Here is a 15,117-nt window from a genome sequence, read left to right on the forward strand (position 1 = left end):
GCGAATTTATCGCTCAAGGTGCCGGAACCTGCATTATGGTTATTACACTTTTATGACTGCAATTTTGCTCGGGATCAACTTCTCACTCGCAATAATAGAATAAATTCGAAAATGTTAATGGTTAAAAGGAAAAAAAACGAAAAAGAATCGATAAATATTGGGGAGAAGATGTGGATAGCTTGCCAAGCAGTCTCTGACGAGAAGAAGTCAATGGAGGTATGTCGTTAGCCGCCTCACAAAGCCGCCATTCATGGCGTTGCCAATTACATAAGCGATAATGTATTTAACGCACTATTAAAAGTAACCCATAAAATTCAATATTCTCAGGGGCTTGCGCGGGAGAAAGAATCCGAATTATCTGCTGTCGATTTTGCGACGCTGCCGGAGTTTTCACTTAATCTTCAGGCAATCTACGCAAACGTACATTATGACATTCGCATACATGGAGCCGCGAAGGTTCCATGAACCGCCTGACGGAGTTTCCATGCCCATTCATGCTGACTGGAATGCAGCGTCTTTATCTGCAAAAGTTTTTTCCAGAACGTGGAGCAAGAATGAACCCGGCGGGGTAATCATCGGATTTGACGCCCATGGTGTGAAGTTTGCCTATGCAGGTGGTTTGGAAAGCCTGCCGTCCGGCACGCCTTTTACGGCCAATACGGTCGTTCGTTATGCATCCATTACCAAGCATGTATTTTGCGCCATGGTGTTGCGTCATGCTGATGTAATCAGTCTGAATGACAGGCTTGGCGATCACCTTCCAGAACTGCAAAGCCCACTGGCAGATGTTTCCGTCGGACGCGCACTTGATATGACATCAGGTCTGCCCGATGTGCGCGAAAGTCTGACCTTATTGGGCTTATCGGTCTACACGTATACGGACGCGGACAGCCTTATCGACTTTCTGTCGTCGATGACGCGGCTGAACTTCAGTGCTGGCAGTGAGATCTCCTATTCGAATACGGGATATAGGTTGGTTGAAGCAGCACTGGAGCGCAAAGGACTGAGTTTCAACGACTTTGTGAAATCTGAAATCAATGCGGTGCTGGACACTTCCCTTGAAGTTCCAGATGTCTGGGCCGACCCGGTTAAAGGGCTTGTTCCCGGCTATTGGAAAAACGGAGATAAATGGCAGGAAAGTTCGGCAGGCTTGCATCTATCAGCATCGGGCAGCCTTGCAGGTAGTGGAATGGCTCTCACCAACTGGGCGCAAGCGCTCCTTAAAGGTGAAGGTGCATTTAGTGGGTTGCTTTCGACGCTTTCAGCGGAACACTTTTTGAGCGACGGTCGCCCGACAGGCTATAGCCTTGGCCTGCGGTGGAACGAAATCAATGGCAAGCGCTTCGTCGGCCATGGTGGATCGCATCCCGGCTATAAAAGTTATTTTCTTCTCGACCCCGCAGACAAAACAGGCATGATTGTTGTCTGTAATCGAGAAGATGCTGATACATATAAGATTGCCCGTGACTGCATGGCTGCTCTCAACGGGCTGTCGCTTCCTGAAATGACGACAGCTATCCCTGATGGATTATATGTCGCCGATGCAGGTCCATTCTGGCTTGAGATGCGTGGCGGTGTTGCCAATTATCTTGGCGCTGAAGATCGGCTCTACAATATAGGAGAAGGCTGGGCCTCTTCATTATCGCCATCGTCGCCGATGAAATTGCATTGGAACGGTGAGGTGCTTCAAGGCGAAATAGGTCATGTGAAGCGAGAGTTGCTTCCGGTTCAGGCGAGACCAGTCAATAAAGAGTTTGACGGTCACTGGAGCGCTCCGCTTTATGGTGCATCTTTCACCATCGATAACGGCCATATCATTATGGGTATCGGACCTACGCGTCAGCTTATGCCGCTTGAAGATCTTGGTAATGGAAGAGCTTTGTTCACGTTGCGGGATGGTCCATGGAACAAGCGCATTTGCGTCCGCCTGCTTGGCGACAACAGGCTTGAATTGGTACTCAACCGCTGCCGTATGATTGAATATCAGCGTTGAAACCGCTTCATTATGTTATTTTCGGGAAATTGATTCCGAAAATGATTTGAATGGAGTGAGCCAATGTTTGAACAGATGATCGATCAAGGTGCCGGTCGTGAGCCTGCCGATATCGTGTTGAAAGGTGGCCGCTTCTTCGATCTCGTGACAGGCGAACTGGTTGAAAGCGACATTGCGATCAGCGGTGATCGTATTGTGGGAACGTTCGGCAACTATCAGGGCAAGAGGCAAATTGATATTTCCGGCCGAATTGTTGTGCCGGGTTTTATCGATACGCATCTCCATATTGAATCGTCCAATGTGACACCGCATGAATTTGATCGTTGTGTGCTGCCACAGGGCGTCACAACGGTCATTTGCGATCCGCACGAGATTGCCAATGTTCTCGGCGTAGAAGGCCTGCAATACTTCCTCGATAGCTCGCTTGAAACGATCATGGATATTCGGGTACAGCTTTCAAGCTGTGTGCCTGCGACCCACATGGAAACATCCGGTGCCGAACTGCTGATCGATGATCTGCTGCCTTTTGCCGATCATCCGAAGGTCATCGGCCTTGCTGAGTTCATGAATTTCCCCGGCGTGCTTTCAAAAGACCCTGAATGCATGGCAAAGCTCAAGGCTTTTCAAGGACGTCATATTGATGGTCATGCGCCGCTTCTGCGTGGGCTGGATCTGAATGGCTATATTGCTGCCGGTATTCGCACCGAGCATGAAGCAACCAGTGCCGAAGAAGCGCTGGAAAAGATGCGCAAGGGTATGCATGTGTTGGTCCGTGAAGGCTCGGTTTCCAAAGACCTACATGCTTTGATGCCGATCATCACTGAACGGCACTCGCAGTTTCTGGCGCTTTGCACGGATGATCGCAATCCACTCGATATCGCTGATCAGGGCCATCTTGATTATCTCATCCGCACGGCAATTGCTGGTGGTGTTGAACCACTTGCTATTTATCGCGCGGCAAGTGTTTCGGCAGCGCGCGCTTTCGGGCTGTTTGATCGCGGACTTGTTGCGCCGGGGCAGCGCGCCGATCTCGTGGTCGTCGACAGTCTTGAAGGTTGCAATGCTGAAATCGTTCTGTCTGCGGGCAGGGTGGTTTCGGAAGAACTGTTCTCAACACGTGGATCAGTTGCGGAAGTCGGACGCAACAGCGTGAAAGCGCCCACTGTCAGTGCATCAAGCTTCAGATCACAATCCAACAGCGGCAAAACGCGTGCAATTGGCATTATTCCGGGAAAGATCATCACGGAAAGCCTGGAGTTTGATCTTAAAGTTGGTCCGCATGGTGTGGAACCCGATCTTGAGCGCGATGTGGTCAAAATCGCGGTCGTTGAGAGACATGGTAAAAATGGCAATATCGCCACCGGCTTCGTGCATGGTTTTGGCCTTAAAGCCGGAGCTATTGCTTCAACCGTCAGCCACGACAGCCACAATATCTGCGTGGTCGGTGTTTCAGATGAAGACATTGCAGCTGCGGCAAACCGCTTGGGCGAAATCGAAGGCGGATTTGTCGTTGTACGCGATGGCAAAGTGCTTGCGGAAATGCCTCTGCCTATTGCCGGACTGATGAGCGTTGAACCTTACGAAACCGTCCGAGAGCAACTACGTGCGCTTCGCCATGCAGCTGAAGAGCTTGGTTCGGTATTGGAAGAACCGTTTCTGCAGTTGGCTTTTGTTGCGTTGCCAGTTATCCCACATCTGAAGATCACAGACCGCGGACTAGTCGATGTCGATAAATTTGAGTTTGTTGGCAACTGAGCAGGCTGACATTATCGTCATAATTGCATTAATCTGATCTGCTAACGCACTGGCATAAATCGGATTTTTGACTATGCAGTTTGTGAATACCTTTGATCTTTATCCATTCCTCGACACGGCGGTGAGCTTCACCGCCGCGTTCATCTTTGGCACGATGATCGGCGCCGAACGTCAATATCGCCAGAGAACTGCTGGATTGCGTACCAACGCGCTTGTTGCGCTGGGGGCAGCTGCTTTCGTTGATCTGGCTGCGCGTCTTGCAGGTAGCGCCGAGGCGTTGCGTGTTATCGCTTATGTCGTTTCTGGCGTCGGGTTTCTGGGCGCAGGCGTCATAATGAAAGAGGGCATGAACGTCCGTGGGCTGAACACAGCTGCGACGCTCTGGTGCTCAGCAGCTGTTGGTGCCTGCGCAGGCACAGACATGCTGGCGGAAGCTGCCCTTCTGACCCTATACGTTTTGCTGGGAAATACGTTATTGCGACCGCTCGTTAATCTCATCAACCGTATTCCAATTGATGAGCAGGCGTTGGAGCAGACCTATGAGGTGCGCGTTATTGCATCTCATCAGGCCATGGAAGAAATGCGCAAATTGCTAGTCGAGAAGCTGGACGAGGCGAAATACCCGGTCGGAGATGTCGAAATCACGGATCGCAACGCCGAGACTGTCGAAATTTTGGCAACCCTCGTCAGCACATCGATTGACCCGGAGGAAATCGATGCCGTTACGCATTTCATGGAGAAGCAACCCGGTGTGTTTTATGCAGGTTGGGAAGGCAGTTCGAAGGACTGACTATCGATCAATCCGCGTCGACAGAATGATAGAAGACATGGTGCGTTCGACACCTTCGAGCGCACCAATCTTATCGAGAAAAATATCCAGTTCCTGAATCGACGGCGCTTCGACTACAACAATCATATCAAAATGACCGCTGACCGAGTGAAGTGTTCGGACAGCCATGATGCTGCGAAGTGCTGTTTCAACCTTCGGCGCGAACTTCGGAAGCGCTGTCACCAGCACATGCGCGCGCACCAGATCGCGCTCAAATTCAGGAGCGATTCGAACGGTATAGCCTTCGATTACACCGCGCTTTTCCAGCTTTTCCAGCCTGCTTTGTACGGTCGTGCGCGACACGCCGAGCCTTCTTGCAAGGTCGGCGGTTGAGGCGCGGGCGTTCTCGCGCAGCAGGGCTATAAGGGTCAGGTCAGCATTTGTCGTCATAATGCATATTAGATACGTCATATAGCACAAACAAACAACGTGAAATCGTCAGTTTAAATGCTTCTTTTCGCCGAAATTTGTGAGATTCTTTATCTATCGAAATTGCATTACCCAAACAGACTTATAGGGGAAAAGACATGAAAGAGATCGTTGTTGTAGGCGCGGGCAAAATTGGCGCGACCATTGCCGATCTTCTCGCTTCGACGGGTGATTATGCTGTGACGGTTGTTGACCGTTCGCAGGCACAGCTCGACGCGCTGGATACCGGTGCGGAAGTCAAGACACAGGCTCTCGACATTGCAGATGCTAAGGCTCTTGAAGCCGTTCTCACCGGCAAATTTGCAGTTCTGAGTGCTGCTCCATTCCAGCTCACCACGCTGATCGCAGAAGCTGCAGCCAAGACCGGCGTGCATTACCTCGATCTTACCGAAGACGTGGCCAGCACCAAGCGCGTCATGGAATTGGCACAAGATGCAAAGACTGCATTCATTCCGCAGTGTGGTCTGGCTCCAGGCTTCATCTCGATCGTTGCTTACGATCTCGCAAAGCGCTTTGACACGCTCGAAAACGTGCGTATGCGCGTTGGCGCTCTGCCAGAGTTCCCATCAAATGCTCTCAACTACAACCTGACCTGGAGCACAGATGGTCTGATCAACGAGTATATCGAGCCATGTGAAGCCATCGTAAATGGCAAGCTGACCAAGGTTCCAGCTCTTGAAGAGCGCGAAGAATTCTCGCTCGACGGCGTAACCTATGAAGCATTCAACACTTCGGGCGGTCTCGGCACACTTTGCGACACGCTCGAAGGCAAAGTTCGCACGCTCAACTACCGCACGATCCGTTATCCAGGTCACGTAGCGCTGATGAAGGCGCTGCTTAACGATCTTGGCCTGCGTCATCGTCGCGAAGTGCTCAAAGACATCTTTGAAAACGCTCTGCCAAGCACGCTTCAGGACGTTATCGTCATTTTCGTAACTGTTTCGGGCACCAAGAACGGTCGTCTGGTTCAGGAAACCTATGCGAACAAGGTTTATGCCAATCAGGTCGGCAAGATCGTTCGTTCGGGCATCCAGATCACGACAGCATCGGCAATCTGCGCCGTGCTCGACATGCTTGCTAAGGGCGAAATTGCACAGAAGGGCTTTGTTCGTCAGGAAGACATCACGCTTGATGCATTCCTCGCAAACCGCTTCGGCAAAGCCTATGCACAGGACGATCATTCGACGCGTCTCGTTGCCTGAAAGCACCGTTGAGGCCATATCAGACCCGTTGCGCTAAACGCGCAGCGGGTTATTTTGCGTTTTGATATGACCAAAGTTGCAATTGAATTTGTTCGGCTTTGCGGGCAATCCGAACTGTGGACTTCATAAAAAGCCCGTGTCTAACAAGTGGAATAGGGAAGCAATGTTTAAAACAATTTTGCTGGCCGGTCTGGCCTCCGTCGTTCTGGCAATGCCTGTGCAGGCTAAGGAATGGAAAGAAATTCGTATCGCCAGTGAAGGTGCTTATCCACCCTTCAATTATATGTCGCCAGACGGCAAGCTGGTTGGTTTCGACATCGACATTGCCAATGCAGTTTGCGAAGCAATGGAAGCAAAGTGCACAATCGTTGCAAATGACTGGGATGGTATGATCCCGGGCTTGCAGGCAAACAAGTTCGATGCAGTCATTGCTTCCATGGCCATTACGCCAGAGCGTGAGCAGCAGGTTGCTTTCTCAGAGCGCTATTACACGACGCCACTGGCAGTCGTTGTACCGAAAGACACCGACATTGCCTCGCTTGAGCCATCGGCGTTTGATGGCAAGACTGTAGGCGCACAGGCTGGCACAACGCAAGGCAACTATGCCGATGACGTTTATGGCAAAGCGGGCGCGGATGTGAAGCTTTATCCGACGGCTGACGAAGCTAATGCTGATCTTGAAAGTGGTCGCCTTGATGCCATTGCTGCTGACAAGTTCCTTGCTGCCGACTGGCTGAAGAAGCAGGGCGCTGATTGCTGCAAGTTCCTTGGCGATATTCCGGGGTCTGAAACCAAGATCGCTGTTGCTCTGCGCAAGGGTGACGATGATCTGCGTGAACAGTTCAACGCTGCAATCAAAAAGATCCGTGACGACGGTACTTACGAGACAATCCGCAAGAAGTATTTCGACTTCGATATCTACTGATAAAATTATCGGACGCCGCCAGATGTTTAACTTGAAACAGGCGGCGTCCGGTGCTTCATTCTATCCATAATATTGCGGGCGGGAAACCTGCAAAACAGAACCATAACAACGGTCAAGGGGAATATTATGTTGAAATCAATCCTGTTCGCAGGCGTGGCCTCCATTATCGCTGCACTTCCAGCGCAAGCCAAAGAATGGAAAGAAATCAAGATCGCAACTGAAGGTGCTTATCCGCCCTTCAATTTTGTTGCGGCTGATGGTTCTTTGCAGGGACTGGATGTTGATATCGCCAATGCGCTCTGCAAAGCGATGGAAGCCAAATGCACCATCATTGCCAATGACTGGGACGGCATGATTCCGGGTCTTCAGACCAATAAGTTTGATGCCGTTATCGCGTCGATGAGTGTGACGGAAGAACGCCAGAAGCAGGTATCCTTTACCGACAAGTATTATTCCACACCACTGTCTGTTGCGGTTCCGAAAGACAGCCCGATTACAGCGCTCGATGCCGACGCTTTCAAAGGCAAATCAATAGGCGCGCAGGGATCAACCACACAGGGCACTTATGCGGAAGATGTCTATGGCAAAGCTGGAGCAGACGTAAAACTCTATCCAACAGCCGATGAAGCCAATGCCGATCTTAAAAGCGGTCGTCTTGATGCAGTGATTTCAGACAAGTTCCCGATTTCCGATTGGATCAAGGGTGACGGTGCTGATTGCTGTAAGCTGATTGGCGATGTGCCTGGTACACAAACAGATACAGCCATTGCACTGCGTAAGGACGACAACGACCTGCGTGAACAGTTCAACGCGGCTATCAAAAAAATTCGCGATGACGGCACCTATGCGACCATCGTGAAGAAATATTTCGACTTCGACATTTACTGATCGAAGATATGTGACTTGTAAAAGTCTCCACTCTTTGCTGTATGCGGGAGCGCGCTGAAAATCGATCAGCGCGCTCTTTCACTTCATGGAATTGGCGGGAATACCATGCAGAAACAAGACGTCATTGTACTGGGCGCGGGTATCGTTGGGGTTTCGGCTGCACTTCACCTGCAAGCGCGAGGGCGGTCGGTTACGCTGATTGATCGTGGTGATCCGGGGCAGGGCACGAGTTTCGGTAATGCCGGTCTAATCGAACGTTCGAGCGTCATTCCCTATTCGTTTCCGCAAGGTTTCTGGACGCTGTTGCGTTACGGCCTGAATCGCCGTTCAGATGTGCGATACGACCCGTTTTATGTATCGCGAATGGCCCGCTGGCTGTTCCAATATTGGCGCGAATCTTCGCCAGAGCGCCTGAAAATTGCGACAAACGCTATGTTGCCATTGGTCGAAGCAAGTGTTCATGAGCATGATGCGCTTATTGCCCAAGCTGGCTGCGAACGACTTGTGCGTGCGCAGGGCTGGATCGAAGTTTTTCGCAATGAAGCAGCTTTCAACGCTGCCGTGCAACGCTTGCCGCAATTGCAGCAGTTTAATCTGGCCTATGATGTCCTAGATTCAGCGTCGCTGAAACAACGGGAAACAACGCTTGGCGATGTTGCGGGCGGCATTCACTGGCTTGACCCAAAAACAATCGTCAATCCGGGTGGCTTGGTTGAAGCTTACGCTGATCTTTTCCGCGCGAATGGGGGCACATTTGTTCATGGAGATGCAGCTTCACTCGTTGAAAATGGCGATGGCTGGCAGGTAACGACTGAAGAAGGCCCGATAATTGCGCGCGATGTGGTGGTGGCTCTCGGACCGCAATCCGGATTGATCTTCAAGAAGTTTGGTTACTCAATCCCGCTCGGTATCAAGCGTGGTCATCATATGCATTTTGAAATGCAGGATGATGTGCGGCTCGGTCATACGGTTGTTGATGAAGAAGCAGGCTATGTACTAGCGCCTGTGGTGCATGGTGTTCGACTTTCAACCGGCATAGAGTTCGCTTCACCAGATGCGCCTGCCAATTTCATTCAACTTAAACGTGCTGAGAAAGTTGCACGACGTCTTTTGCCGCAACTGGGGACGCCAGTAGAATCCAAGCCGTGGCTCGGTCTGCGCCCGTGCCTGCCGGATATGCGGCCGGTTATTGGACTCGCACCGCGCCATAAGGGACTATGGTTTGACTTTGGCCATGCTCATCATGGGTTGACGATTGGCCCGGCAAGCGGGCGTCTGCTGGCCGAATTGATGACCGGTGAGAATACATTTACTGATCCTGCACCATATTCCGCAAAACGGTTTCTCTAATCGCTTTCAATTTTCAGCGAGCGGCCTTGTCAGGCGCGGCACAGCGGGGGTAAGACTTTAGCCCCGTCAAATCCGCGTTCTGCGGGCAAATCGATCCGGAAAAATCTCGTGAAAATGAAACCTTTGGGCCGTACAGGCCTCAATGTTACCGAAATCTGTCTCGGCACCATGACCTGGGGCGTACAGAACACTGAAAACGACGCACATCAGCAACTTGATTTCGCTGTCGATGCCGGCGTCAATTTTATCGATACCGCTGAAGGTTATGCTATTCCGATGAGCCCGGAAAGCTATGGCAAGACTGAAACCTACATCGGCAACTGGTTCAAGAAGTCTGGTAAGCGTGATCGCGTTATTCTCGCCAGCAAGATCGCCGGAGGCGGTCGCCAGGAGTGGATTCGTGGCGGTGCAAAGCCAAGCCGCGCAAGTGTTACTGAGGCAGTCAACGACAGCTTGAAGAGACTGCAGACCGATTACATCGACCTCTATCAGATTCACTGGCCATCGCGTCCGCATTATCATTTCGGTCAGGGCTGGGGTTTTGATCCCTCCCATGTTGACCCAAAGGCTGAACGTGAACAGATTCATGATGTTCTGCTCGGCCTTGAAGATGCGGTTCGCGCAGGCAAGATTCATCACGTCGGTCTTTCCAACGAAACGGCTTGGGGTACGATGCAATGGCTGAAGATTGCTGAAGAGCACAATCTGCCACGTATGGCGTCTATCCAGAATGAATATGGTCTGCTGCAGCGTGAATTTGATCATGACATGGCAGAAGTATCGCTGTTTGAGCAAGTTGGTTTGCTTGCCTATTCAACGCTTGCTGCAGGTGTTCTAACCGGCAAATATCTAGGCGGGAAAATCCCCGAAGGATCACGCGCTTCGGTGACAGATGGCGGCCTTTGGCGTGATAATTCCTATTCGGAACCGGCAATTCGCGCTTACATCGATATTGCTAAGAAGTATGGGCTCGATATTGCGCAGATGGCGATTGCGTTTTCGTCTTCGAGACCTTTCATGACATCTGTCATTATCGGCGCCACGTCTGTCGAACAGCTGAAGATCGATATTGCTGCAAGCGAAGTGACGCTTTCAGCAGAAATGCTGGCAGACATTGAAAAAGTCTACCGCTCTCATCCGCGTCCACTTTGATTAAAAACCGGCCAGCCACATCTTTGTGGCTGGCTTTTATCCTTTAAGCTGTATCTCGTGCTTTACGTGCCATTCATCGATCGGCGTCTCGCTTGATGAACTCACGATCACCAGCCGGTCGAAGCGCAGCTTTCTACCTGAAAGCTCTTTGGCAAGCCGCTGCATTTCCGTTTGTTTCTGCGTTGTATCCTCAACACCATAAGCCAATGAGACATGCGGCATGAAGCTCTGCAAGCTGGCCTCGCCGGATATTTCAAGCGAATCTTGTTTCAGGCGCATCAGCGCCGGTGCTTTTTCAAGCGCTGCGTAGAAAGAGCGAAAATAGGCTTCGCTTCCCGTTACATCCTCAATCAAAAGTTCAAACGGTTTGCGGCCGATCGCAAGGCTTACCACCTGTGGAAGAAGCTCTTCTGCAGATCGATTCATATCCGGTACGAGCGTTGCGTGCGGCTCAAATACCGGTGAGTTAAATAGCCCGCTCAAATCCCGTACGATTTTCTCAAGGAAAACAAGATCATCATGCGCGGGGCGCAGCCAGATAGAATGATCGGACATTCAGGGTTTGCTTCCGTTAGAAGAATTTTCCGTTTTAAGCGGGCGCACGCTGCCTCGCAAAATAAGTGGAGTGTCGATCATCACCATCTGTGGCGGCTCGTTGGGTGCACTTTGTCGTTCATCAAGCATACGGATGATTTCAGCAGACAGGCGTTCGGCATTCTGGTCGAAGGTTGTGAGACGATATGCGCCCCATCGTGCTTCGGTGACATTATCAAATCCGATCACCGACAGGTCTTCCGGAATCGAAAGATTAAAAACGTCGCGTGCGCAATCAATCAGGCCAAATGCCATCAGATCATTGACGCAAAATACTGCCTCAACACGGTCGCGCTCACTCAGAAGAAGCGACGCTGCAGCAAAGCCGCCATCGTAGTCAGTCAGTTCTCCGCGCTGTACGCTGACATCTAGGCCTAAGTTTTTAGAGCGAGCAACGTAGGCTTCTTCGCGTTCCAGCAGATTGGGGCTGCGAACATTTGATGTCACAAGCCCGAGCCTTTTCATGCCGCGCGCGGCAAACACATCGACAGCTGTTTCCGCCGCTTGTTTATTATTGATCCGGATATGGTCAGGACCATCTTCGTTACGGCCCACAACGATCAGCGTATGACCGTTGCGCTGGGCCAACTCGACAAACGACGATGACGGCATCCCAGACAGAACGACAGTCGCTTCGGCCCGATAACGAAGAAGCGTCTGGTGGGCCGCGGAGAGATTCTCGCCGTGCTGACCGGTTGGGATCAGCACCGGCACGCTGCCACGCGCCGTCAATCGACGTGATAGGGCCGCGATCTGGCGTGAGCGAAAAGGACTTGCCGGATCGGCTGCGATCATGCCGACGATGCGGCTACGCTTGGCAAGCAGGCCGCGCGCTAGATCATTGACCTGATACCCAAGTTTTTCAGCTGCCTTCAGCACTTTCTCACGCGTTGAGGGAGATACGCTGGCTCCGGGCGTAAAGGTGCGAGAGACCGCCGAGCGAGAGACGCCCGCTTCCACTGCAACTTCATGTGCACTGATGAAACGCGGTTGGTTTTCGGGAATCTCGTCCTGAAAACGATCTTTGTCGGCCATAGTTATCGACCCACTTTCGAGAGAACATCGGCGCGCAGAAAACGCTCGACCACGAACATGAACGCAATGGACGGCACCAGCAGGATTAGCGCACTGATCGACGCTATCTGATAGTTGCCACCGGAGCTTGCTGTATAAAGCATCAGCGGCAATGTTGTAATGTCGGGCGCACCCACAAAATATGTCCCAGTGAATTCATCAAGTGATTCAAGGAACACGAAAATAGCGCTGGCGAGCAGGCCGGGAGCAGCAATTGGCATTGTAATGTGGAAGAAGGTCTTCATGGCGGAAGCGCCCATGGAGCGTGCGGCCTCTTCCAATTCGCGATCAATCGCGGAGAAAGCGGCTGTTGCAATCCACACCGCATAGACCAAGCCATGGGTCACATGAACCAGAACCACGCCGGTAATCGTACCGTTTAAACGTAGCGAATAGAACATTTGCGCAATATTGACGTAGATTGGCAGGTTCGGAAATGCCTGTGGGATCAGCAGGATAAGCAAGATCAATCCGCGAAATGGCAATTTCAGCCGTGCCAGTGCATAGCCAGCCGGAATGGCAAGACCGAGAGAGACAACCACAGTAAGGCTTGCAATAACGACGCTTGTTCCAAGTGATGAAAGAGCGTTGCCGCGTGGCGAAAACACATTGGCCCAAAAGGAAAAGCCATACTGAATAGGCAACGTATGCGGAAAATACCAGCGTTCAGCCACGGCCCAGAGAAGCAGATTGGCAAGCGGGCCGAAGATTGCAAAGGCCAGCAACCCAAGTAGAATTCCGCGCGGTATCCAGCGCCAGTCGAGTGCGGTGCTCATCAGCCGTGCTCCTTCATGGTTTGTCTGAGATAAATCCATGCAACCAGACTGGTCATCAGGAGCGATATTGTGCCGAGCGCATTGGCGACGCCGTAATCGCCATAGGCATTGATACGGAAAGCCATATTAGCGGTGATCATGGTTGGAGATTGAGCATTGATCATCAGCGGCACAGAAAGTACCGACATCATGGTGACGAAGCTGAGGATCAAGCCAACGAGCAGGGTGGGGCGCACTTGTGGAAGCACGATTTCGATCAAAATGCGCAGCCGTCCAGCACCGAGATTACGCGCAGATTCGATCGTACTACGATCAATCGATGCCATTGCCCCCGCAAGGAGTAATGTAACGAAGGGTGTCTGTTTCCAAACAAATGCAATGACGATGCCGCGCCAGTCGAGAAAGCTCATAGCCTGAAGCGGTGTGAGAATACCGCCTTCAATCAGAAGGCTGTTCATCAGGCCGTTTTTAGCGAGAAACGTACGCAATATCTGGCCGACCACAATGAATGGAATGAACAGCGGCCAACGATAGAGCCAGCGCAGCACGGTAACGGCACGCTGATTAGAGCCGAGCGTTAGATAGCCACCGATGGCGATTGCAAAAAGTGCGATCAGCGCAGAAGAAAGCGTCACGATCACTAGGGTGAACAGCATGTCGCTTGAATAAAGCTCGAAAGCCTTGGTGAAATTGCCGAAACCCCAGTCCTCACCAACATGAAATGCTCCGGTTATCGCGCCAAACAACGGCACGATGAACAGAAACAACACGATTGCCAATGCTGGCGCGACCAGCAGAAAACCCGTCATTCTCTGCGACATTGATATTCCCCGAATTTTTGATTTAGGGACCGGGTCCGTGTTTCACGTACCCGGTCTATGCTTTAGTGCAAGCTGATTAGTTGCCGACCTGACGCTCGTAAGCTTCGAGGATTGCAGTGTTGTATGGTGCAATCGGAAATGGCTTGCCGTAATTGGCCAGATCTTCCGGCGAGATATCGGTGAAGAGCTTATTCCAGGTATCGGCATTGAGTTCTGCTTTGACGTGATCAGCATCAATGCCCGGATACCAGTTGAAGCGTTCAACGATGCCTTCAGCCTGAACTTTGGGGCTGGTTGCAAGTGCCACGAACTTTTCAGCAAGTTCCTTGTTTGCGCTCTTTTCTGGAATAACATAATGCATTGGCTGCCCCGGCATGCCTGGCGAAGGCAGAACAAGTTTCATTTCCGGAGGAAGCTGGCCATTGGCCTTCCATGAATAGAACATGTCAACCCAGACCGGACCCATGGCGATTTCACCGCGGCTCAGCATATCGAGCGTACCGGCATTACCCGGCGTCAACGTTGCATTCGTCGTGAAGTCCTTGAGCGATGCAAAGGCCTTGTCCCAGTTCTTGGCTTCTCCTTCTTCGAACGGGCCTTTCATCAGCTTGTCGGCATCGCCACCATAGGCATAGATCCAGCCCATTACGAAGCTCACGCCCGATGCACCACCCTTGATACCGTTATAGCCGAACTGCTTCGGGTTTTCCTTTGCCCATGTGACCAGCTCATCATAGCTCTTTGGTGGATTTGCAACGAGAGCCGGGTTGTAGGCGAGGGCTGTCTGGCTGTTGAACATTGGCATGACATAGCCGTCAACATTGGTGCCGAGCGCCATCTTCGCATTGTCGCGCGTGACGAGCTTACCGCTGTCGATCTTGCTGCGATAGTTTTCGAGGAACTTCTTTTCGACCATCGGGCCTGCGAATTTCTCATGAACGACAGCAACGTCTGCGTCCCACTTTTCAACGCCAGCTTTCGACTGTGCTTCAAAGCGTTCAAGAATCTTCTGTGAACCAGCGTCGCCTGGGCCGGTGCCAACAACACGAACTGTTGTGCCTGGATTTTCCTTCTCGAACAATGGGCCGAGATATTCGTTCACGTAATCGACCATGTTCTGATCACCTGCGGTCAGAACGGTCAATTCATTCGCTGCGGCGGGTGATGCCGTCAGGCCGAGGACAAGAGCTGTTTTCAGGATCGTCTTCATCGAATAATTCCTGCTTTTATATCCGCATGGCGGAAGATTTCGGCGATTGGATAATTGTGTATCCGGTGAGGTGTGATCGGGAATTTTGTGCGGCTGCGGGCGGTTGAAGGCCCGCAATC

General features: G+C 51.6%; 14 protein-coding genes. 8 read left to right on the forward strand and 6 right to left on the reverse strand.

The annotated features are described in order from the left end of the window. The first annotated feature begins 484 nt into the window (after positions 1 to 484). The 3 genes from CEV34_RS24035 (at position 485) to CEV34_RS24045 (ending at position 4,538) form a co-directional block, all read left to right on the forward strand. Complete coding sequence (locus CEV34_RS24035) at positions 485 to 1,993, forward strand: serine hydrolase domain-containing protein (protein ID WP_007879360.1); 1,509 nt, start codon at positions 485 to 487, stop codon at positions 1,991 to 1,993. A gap of 63 nt (positions 1,994 to 2,056) precedes the next feature. Further along, positions 2,057 to 3,748, forward strand: a complete 1,692-nt coding sequence (ade, locus tag CEV34_RS24040; RefSeq protein ID WP_007879359.1) for an adenine deaminase — start codon at positions 2,057 to 2,059, stop codon at positions 3,746 to 3,748. A 73-nt stretch (positions 3,749 to 3,821) separates the two neighbouring features. Then, the gene (locus CEV34_RS24045) at positions 3,822 to 4,538 is read left to right on the forward strand and encodes an MgtC/SapB family protein (RefSeq protein WP_007879358.1); all 717 of its coding nucleotides are present in this window, start codon (positions 3,822 to 3,824) and stop codon (positions 4,536 to 4,538) included. Here CEV34_RS24045 and CEV34_RS24050 read toward each other — a convergent pair whose 3' ends face one another. Further along, positions 4,539 to 4,967, reverse strand: coding sequence for an Lrp/AsnC family transcriptional regulator (locus tag CEV34_RS24050; RefSeq protein ID WP_179253654.1), 429 nt, complete (start codon positions 4,965 to 4,967; stop codon positions 4,539 to 4,541). Between the two features lie 137 nt (positions 4,968 to 5,104). Here CEV34_RS24050 and CEV34_RS24055 point away from each other — a divergent pair, with 137 nt between their 5' ends. From CEV34_RS24055 to CEV34_RS24075, 5 genes are all read left to right on the forward strand, one after another. Next, positions 5,105 to 6,208, forward strand: a complete 1,104-nt coding sequence (locus tag CEV34_RS24055; protein WP_007879351.1) for a saccharopine dehydrogenase family protein — start codon at positions 5,105 to 5,107, stop codon at positions 6,206 to 6,208. Between the two features lie 163 nt (positions 6,209 to 6,371). Beyond that, positions 6,372 to 7,133, forward strand: coding sequence for an ABC transporter substrate-binding protein (locus CEV34_RS24060; protein WP_007879350.1), 762 nt, complete (start codon positions 6,372 to 6,374; stop codon positions 7,131 to 7,133). Between the two features lie 126 nt (positions 7,134 to 7,259). Further along, positions 7,260 to 8,021 carry an ABC transporter substrate-binding protein gene (locus CEV34_RS24065; RefSeq protein ID WP_007879349.1) on the forward strand — a complete coding sequence of 254 codons (762 nt, stop codon included), beginning with the start codon at positions 7,260 to 7,262 and terminating at the stop codon, positions 8,019 to 8,021. Positions 8,022 to 8,126: 105 nt separating this feature from the next. Continuing rightward, the gene (locus CEV34_RS24070) at positions 8,127 to 9,371 is read left to right on the forward strand and encodes an NAD(P)/FAD-dependent oxidoreductase (protein ID WP_007879348.1); all 1,245 of its coding nucleotides are present in this window, start codon (positions 8,127 to 8,129) and stop codon (positions 9,369 to 9,371) included. A gap of 114 nt (positions 9,372 to 9,485) precedes the next feature. Beyond that, entirely contained in the window at positions 9,486 to 10,523 is a 1,038-nt protein-coding gene (locus CEV34_RS24075; protein WP_007879347.1) for an aldo/keto reductase, read from the forward strand. Positions 10,524 to 10,559: 36 nt separating this feature from the next. Here CEV34_RS24075 and CEV34_RS24080 read toward each other — a convergent pair whose 3' ends face one another. The 5 genes from CEV34_RS24080 to CEV34_RS24100 form a co-directional block, all read right to left on the reverse strand. Next, a complete protein-coding gene (locus CEV34_RS24080; protein WP_007879345.1) occupies positions 10,560 to 11,078 on the reverse strand; it encodes a 2'-5' RNA ligase family protein in 519 nt (172 codons plus the stop codon). Beyond that, on the reverse strand, positions 11,079 to 12,152 hold the full coding sequence (locus CEV34_RS24085) for a LacI family DNA-binding transcriptional regulator (RefSeq protein WP_007879339.1): 1,074 nt from the start codon (positions 12,150 to 12,152) through the stop codon (positions 11,079 to 11,081). A 2-nt stretch (positions 12,153 to 12,154) separates the two neighbouring features. Beyond that, a complete protein-coding gene (locus tag CEV34_RS24090; protein WP_007879337.1) occupies positions 12,155 to 12,967 on the reverse strand; it encodes an ABC transporter permease in 813 nt (270 codons plus the stop codon). Then, on the reverse strand, positions 12,967 to 13,788 hold the full coding sequence (locus tag CEV34_RS24095) for an ABC transporter permease (RefSeq protein WP_007879335.1): 822 nt from the start codon (positions 13,786 to 13,788) through the stop codon (positions 12,967 to 12,969). The genes CEV34_RS24090 and CEV34_RS24095 overlap by 1 nt, the downstream gene beginning before the upstream one ends. Before the next feature lie 76 nt (positions 13,789 to 13,864). Further along, positions 13,865 to 14,998 carry an ABC transporter substrate-binding protein gene (locus CEV34_RS24100; protein WP_007879333.1) on the reverse strand — a complete coding sequence of 378 codons (1,134 nt, stop codon included), beginning with the start codon at positions 14,996 to 14,998 and terminating at the stop codon, positions 13,865 to 13,867. Between the last annotated feature and the right edge of the window lie 119 nt (positions 14,999 to 15,117).

Origin of the sequence: Brucella pseudogrignonensis (genome assembly GCF_002252525.1) — a bacterium.
Classification (GTDB): Bacteria; Pseudomonadota; Alphaproteobacteria; order Rhizobiales; family Rhizobiaceae; genus Brucella; species Brucella pseudogrignonensis.

Bases quoted from the DNA above. Each gene is read 5' to 3' on its own strand.
- CEV34_RS24035 (WP_007879360.1), top strand. From the start codon at position 485: ATGCCCATTCATGCTGACTGGAATGCAGCGTCTTTATCTGCAAAAGTT.
- ade (WP_007879359.1), top strand. From the start codon at position 2,057: ATGTTTGAACAGATGATCGATCAAGGTGCCGGTCGTGAGCCTGCCGAT.
- CEV34_RS24045 (WP_007879358.1), top strand. From the start codon at position 3,822: ATGCAGTTTGTGAATACCTTTGATCTTTATCCATTCCTCGACACGGCG.
- CEV34_RS24050 (WP_179253654.1), bottom strand. From the start codon at position 4,967: ATGACGACAAATGCTGACCTGACCCTTATAGCCCTGCTGCGCGAGAAC.
- CEV34_RS24055 (WP_007879351.1), top strand. From the start codon at position 5,105: ATGAAAGAGATCGTTGTTGTAGGCGCGGGCAAAATTGGCGCGACCATT.
- CEV34_RS24060 (WP_007879350.1), top strand. From the start codon at position 6,372: ATGTTTAAAACAATTTTGCTGGCCGGTCTGGCCTCCGTCGTTCTGGCA.
- CEV34_RS24065 (WP_007879349.1), top strand. From the start codon at position 7,260: ATGTTGAAATCAATCCTGTTCGCAGGCGTGGCCTCCATTATCGCTGCA.
- CEV34_RS24070 (WP_007879348.1), top strand. From the start codon at position 8,127: ATGCAGAAACAAGACGTCATTGTACTGGGCGCGGGTATCGTTGGGGTT.
- CEV34_RS24075 (WP_007879347.1), top strand. From the start codon at position 9,486: ATGAAACCTTTGGGCCGTACAGGCCTCAATGTTACCGAAATCTGTCTC.
- CEV34_RS24080 (WP_007879345.1), bottom strand. From the start codon at position 11,078: ATGTCCGATCATTCTATCTGGCTGCGCCCCGCGCATGATGATCTTGTT.
- CEV34_RS24085 (WP_007879339.1), bottom strand. From the start codon at position 12,152: ATGGCCGACAAAGATCGTTTTCAGGACGAGATTCCCGAAAACCAACCG.
- CEV34_RS24090 (WP_007879337.1), bottom strand. From the start codon at position 12,967: ATGAGCACCGCACTCGACTGGCGCTGGATACCGCGCGGAATTCTACTT.
- CEV34_RS24095 (WP_007879335.1), bottom strand. From the start codon at position 13,788: ATGTCGCAGAGAATGACGGGTTTTCTGCTGGTCGCGCCAGCATTGGCA.
- CEV34_RS24100 (WP_007879333.1), bottom strand. From the start codon at position 14,998: ATGAAGACGATCCTGAAAACAGCTCTTGTCCTCGGCCTGACGGCATCA.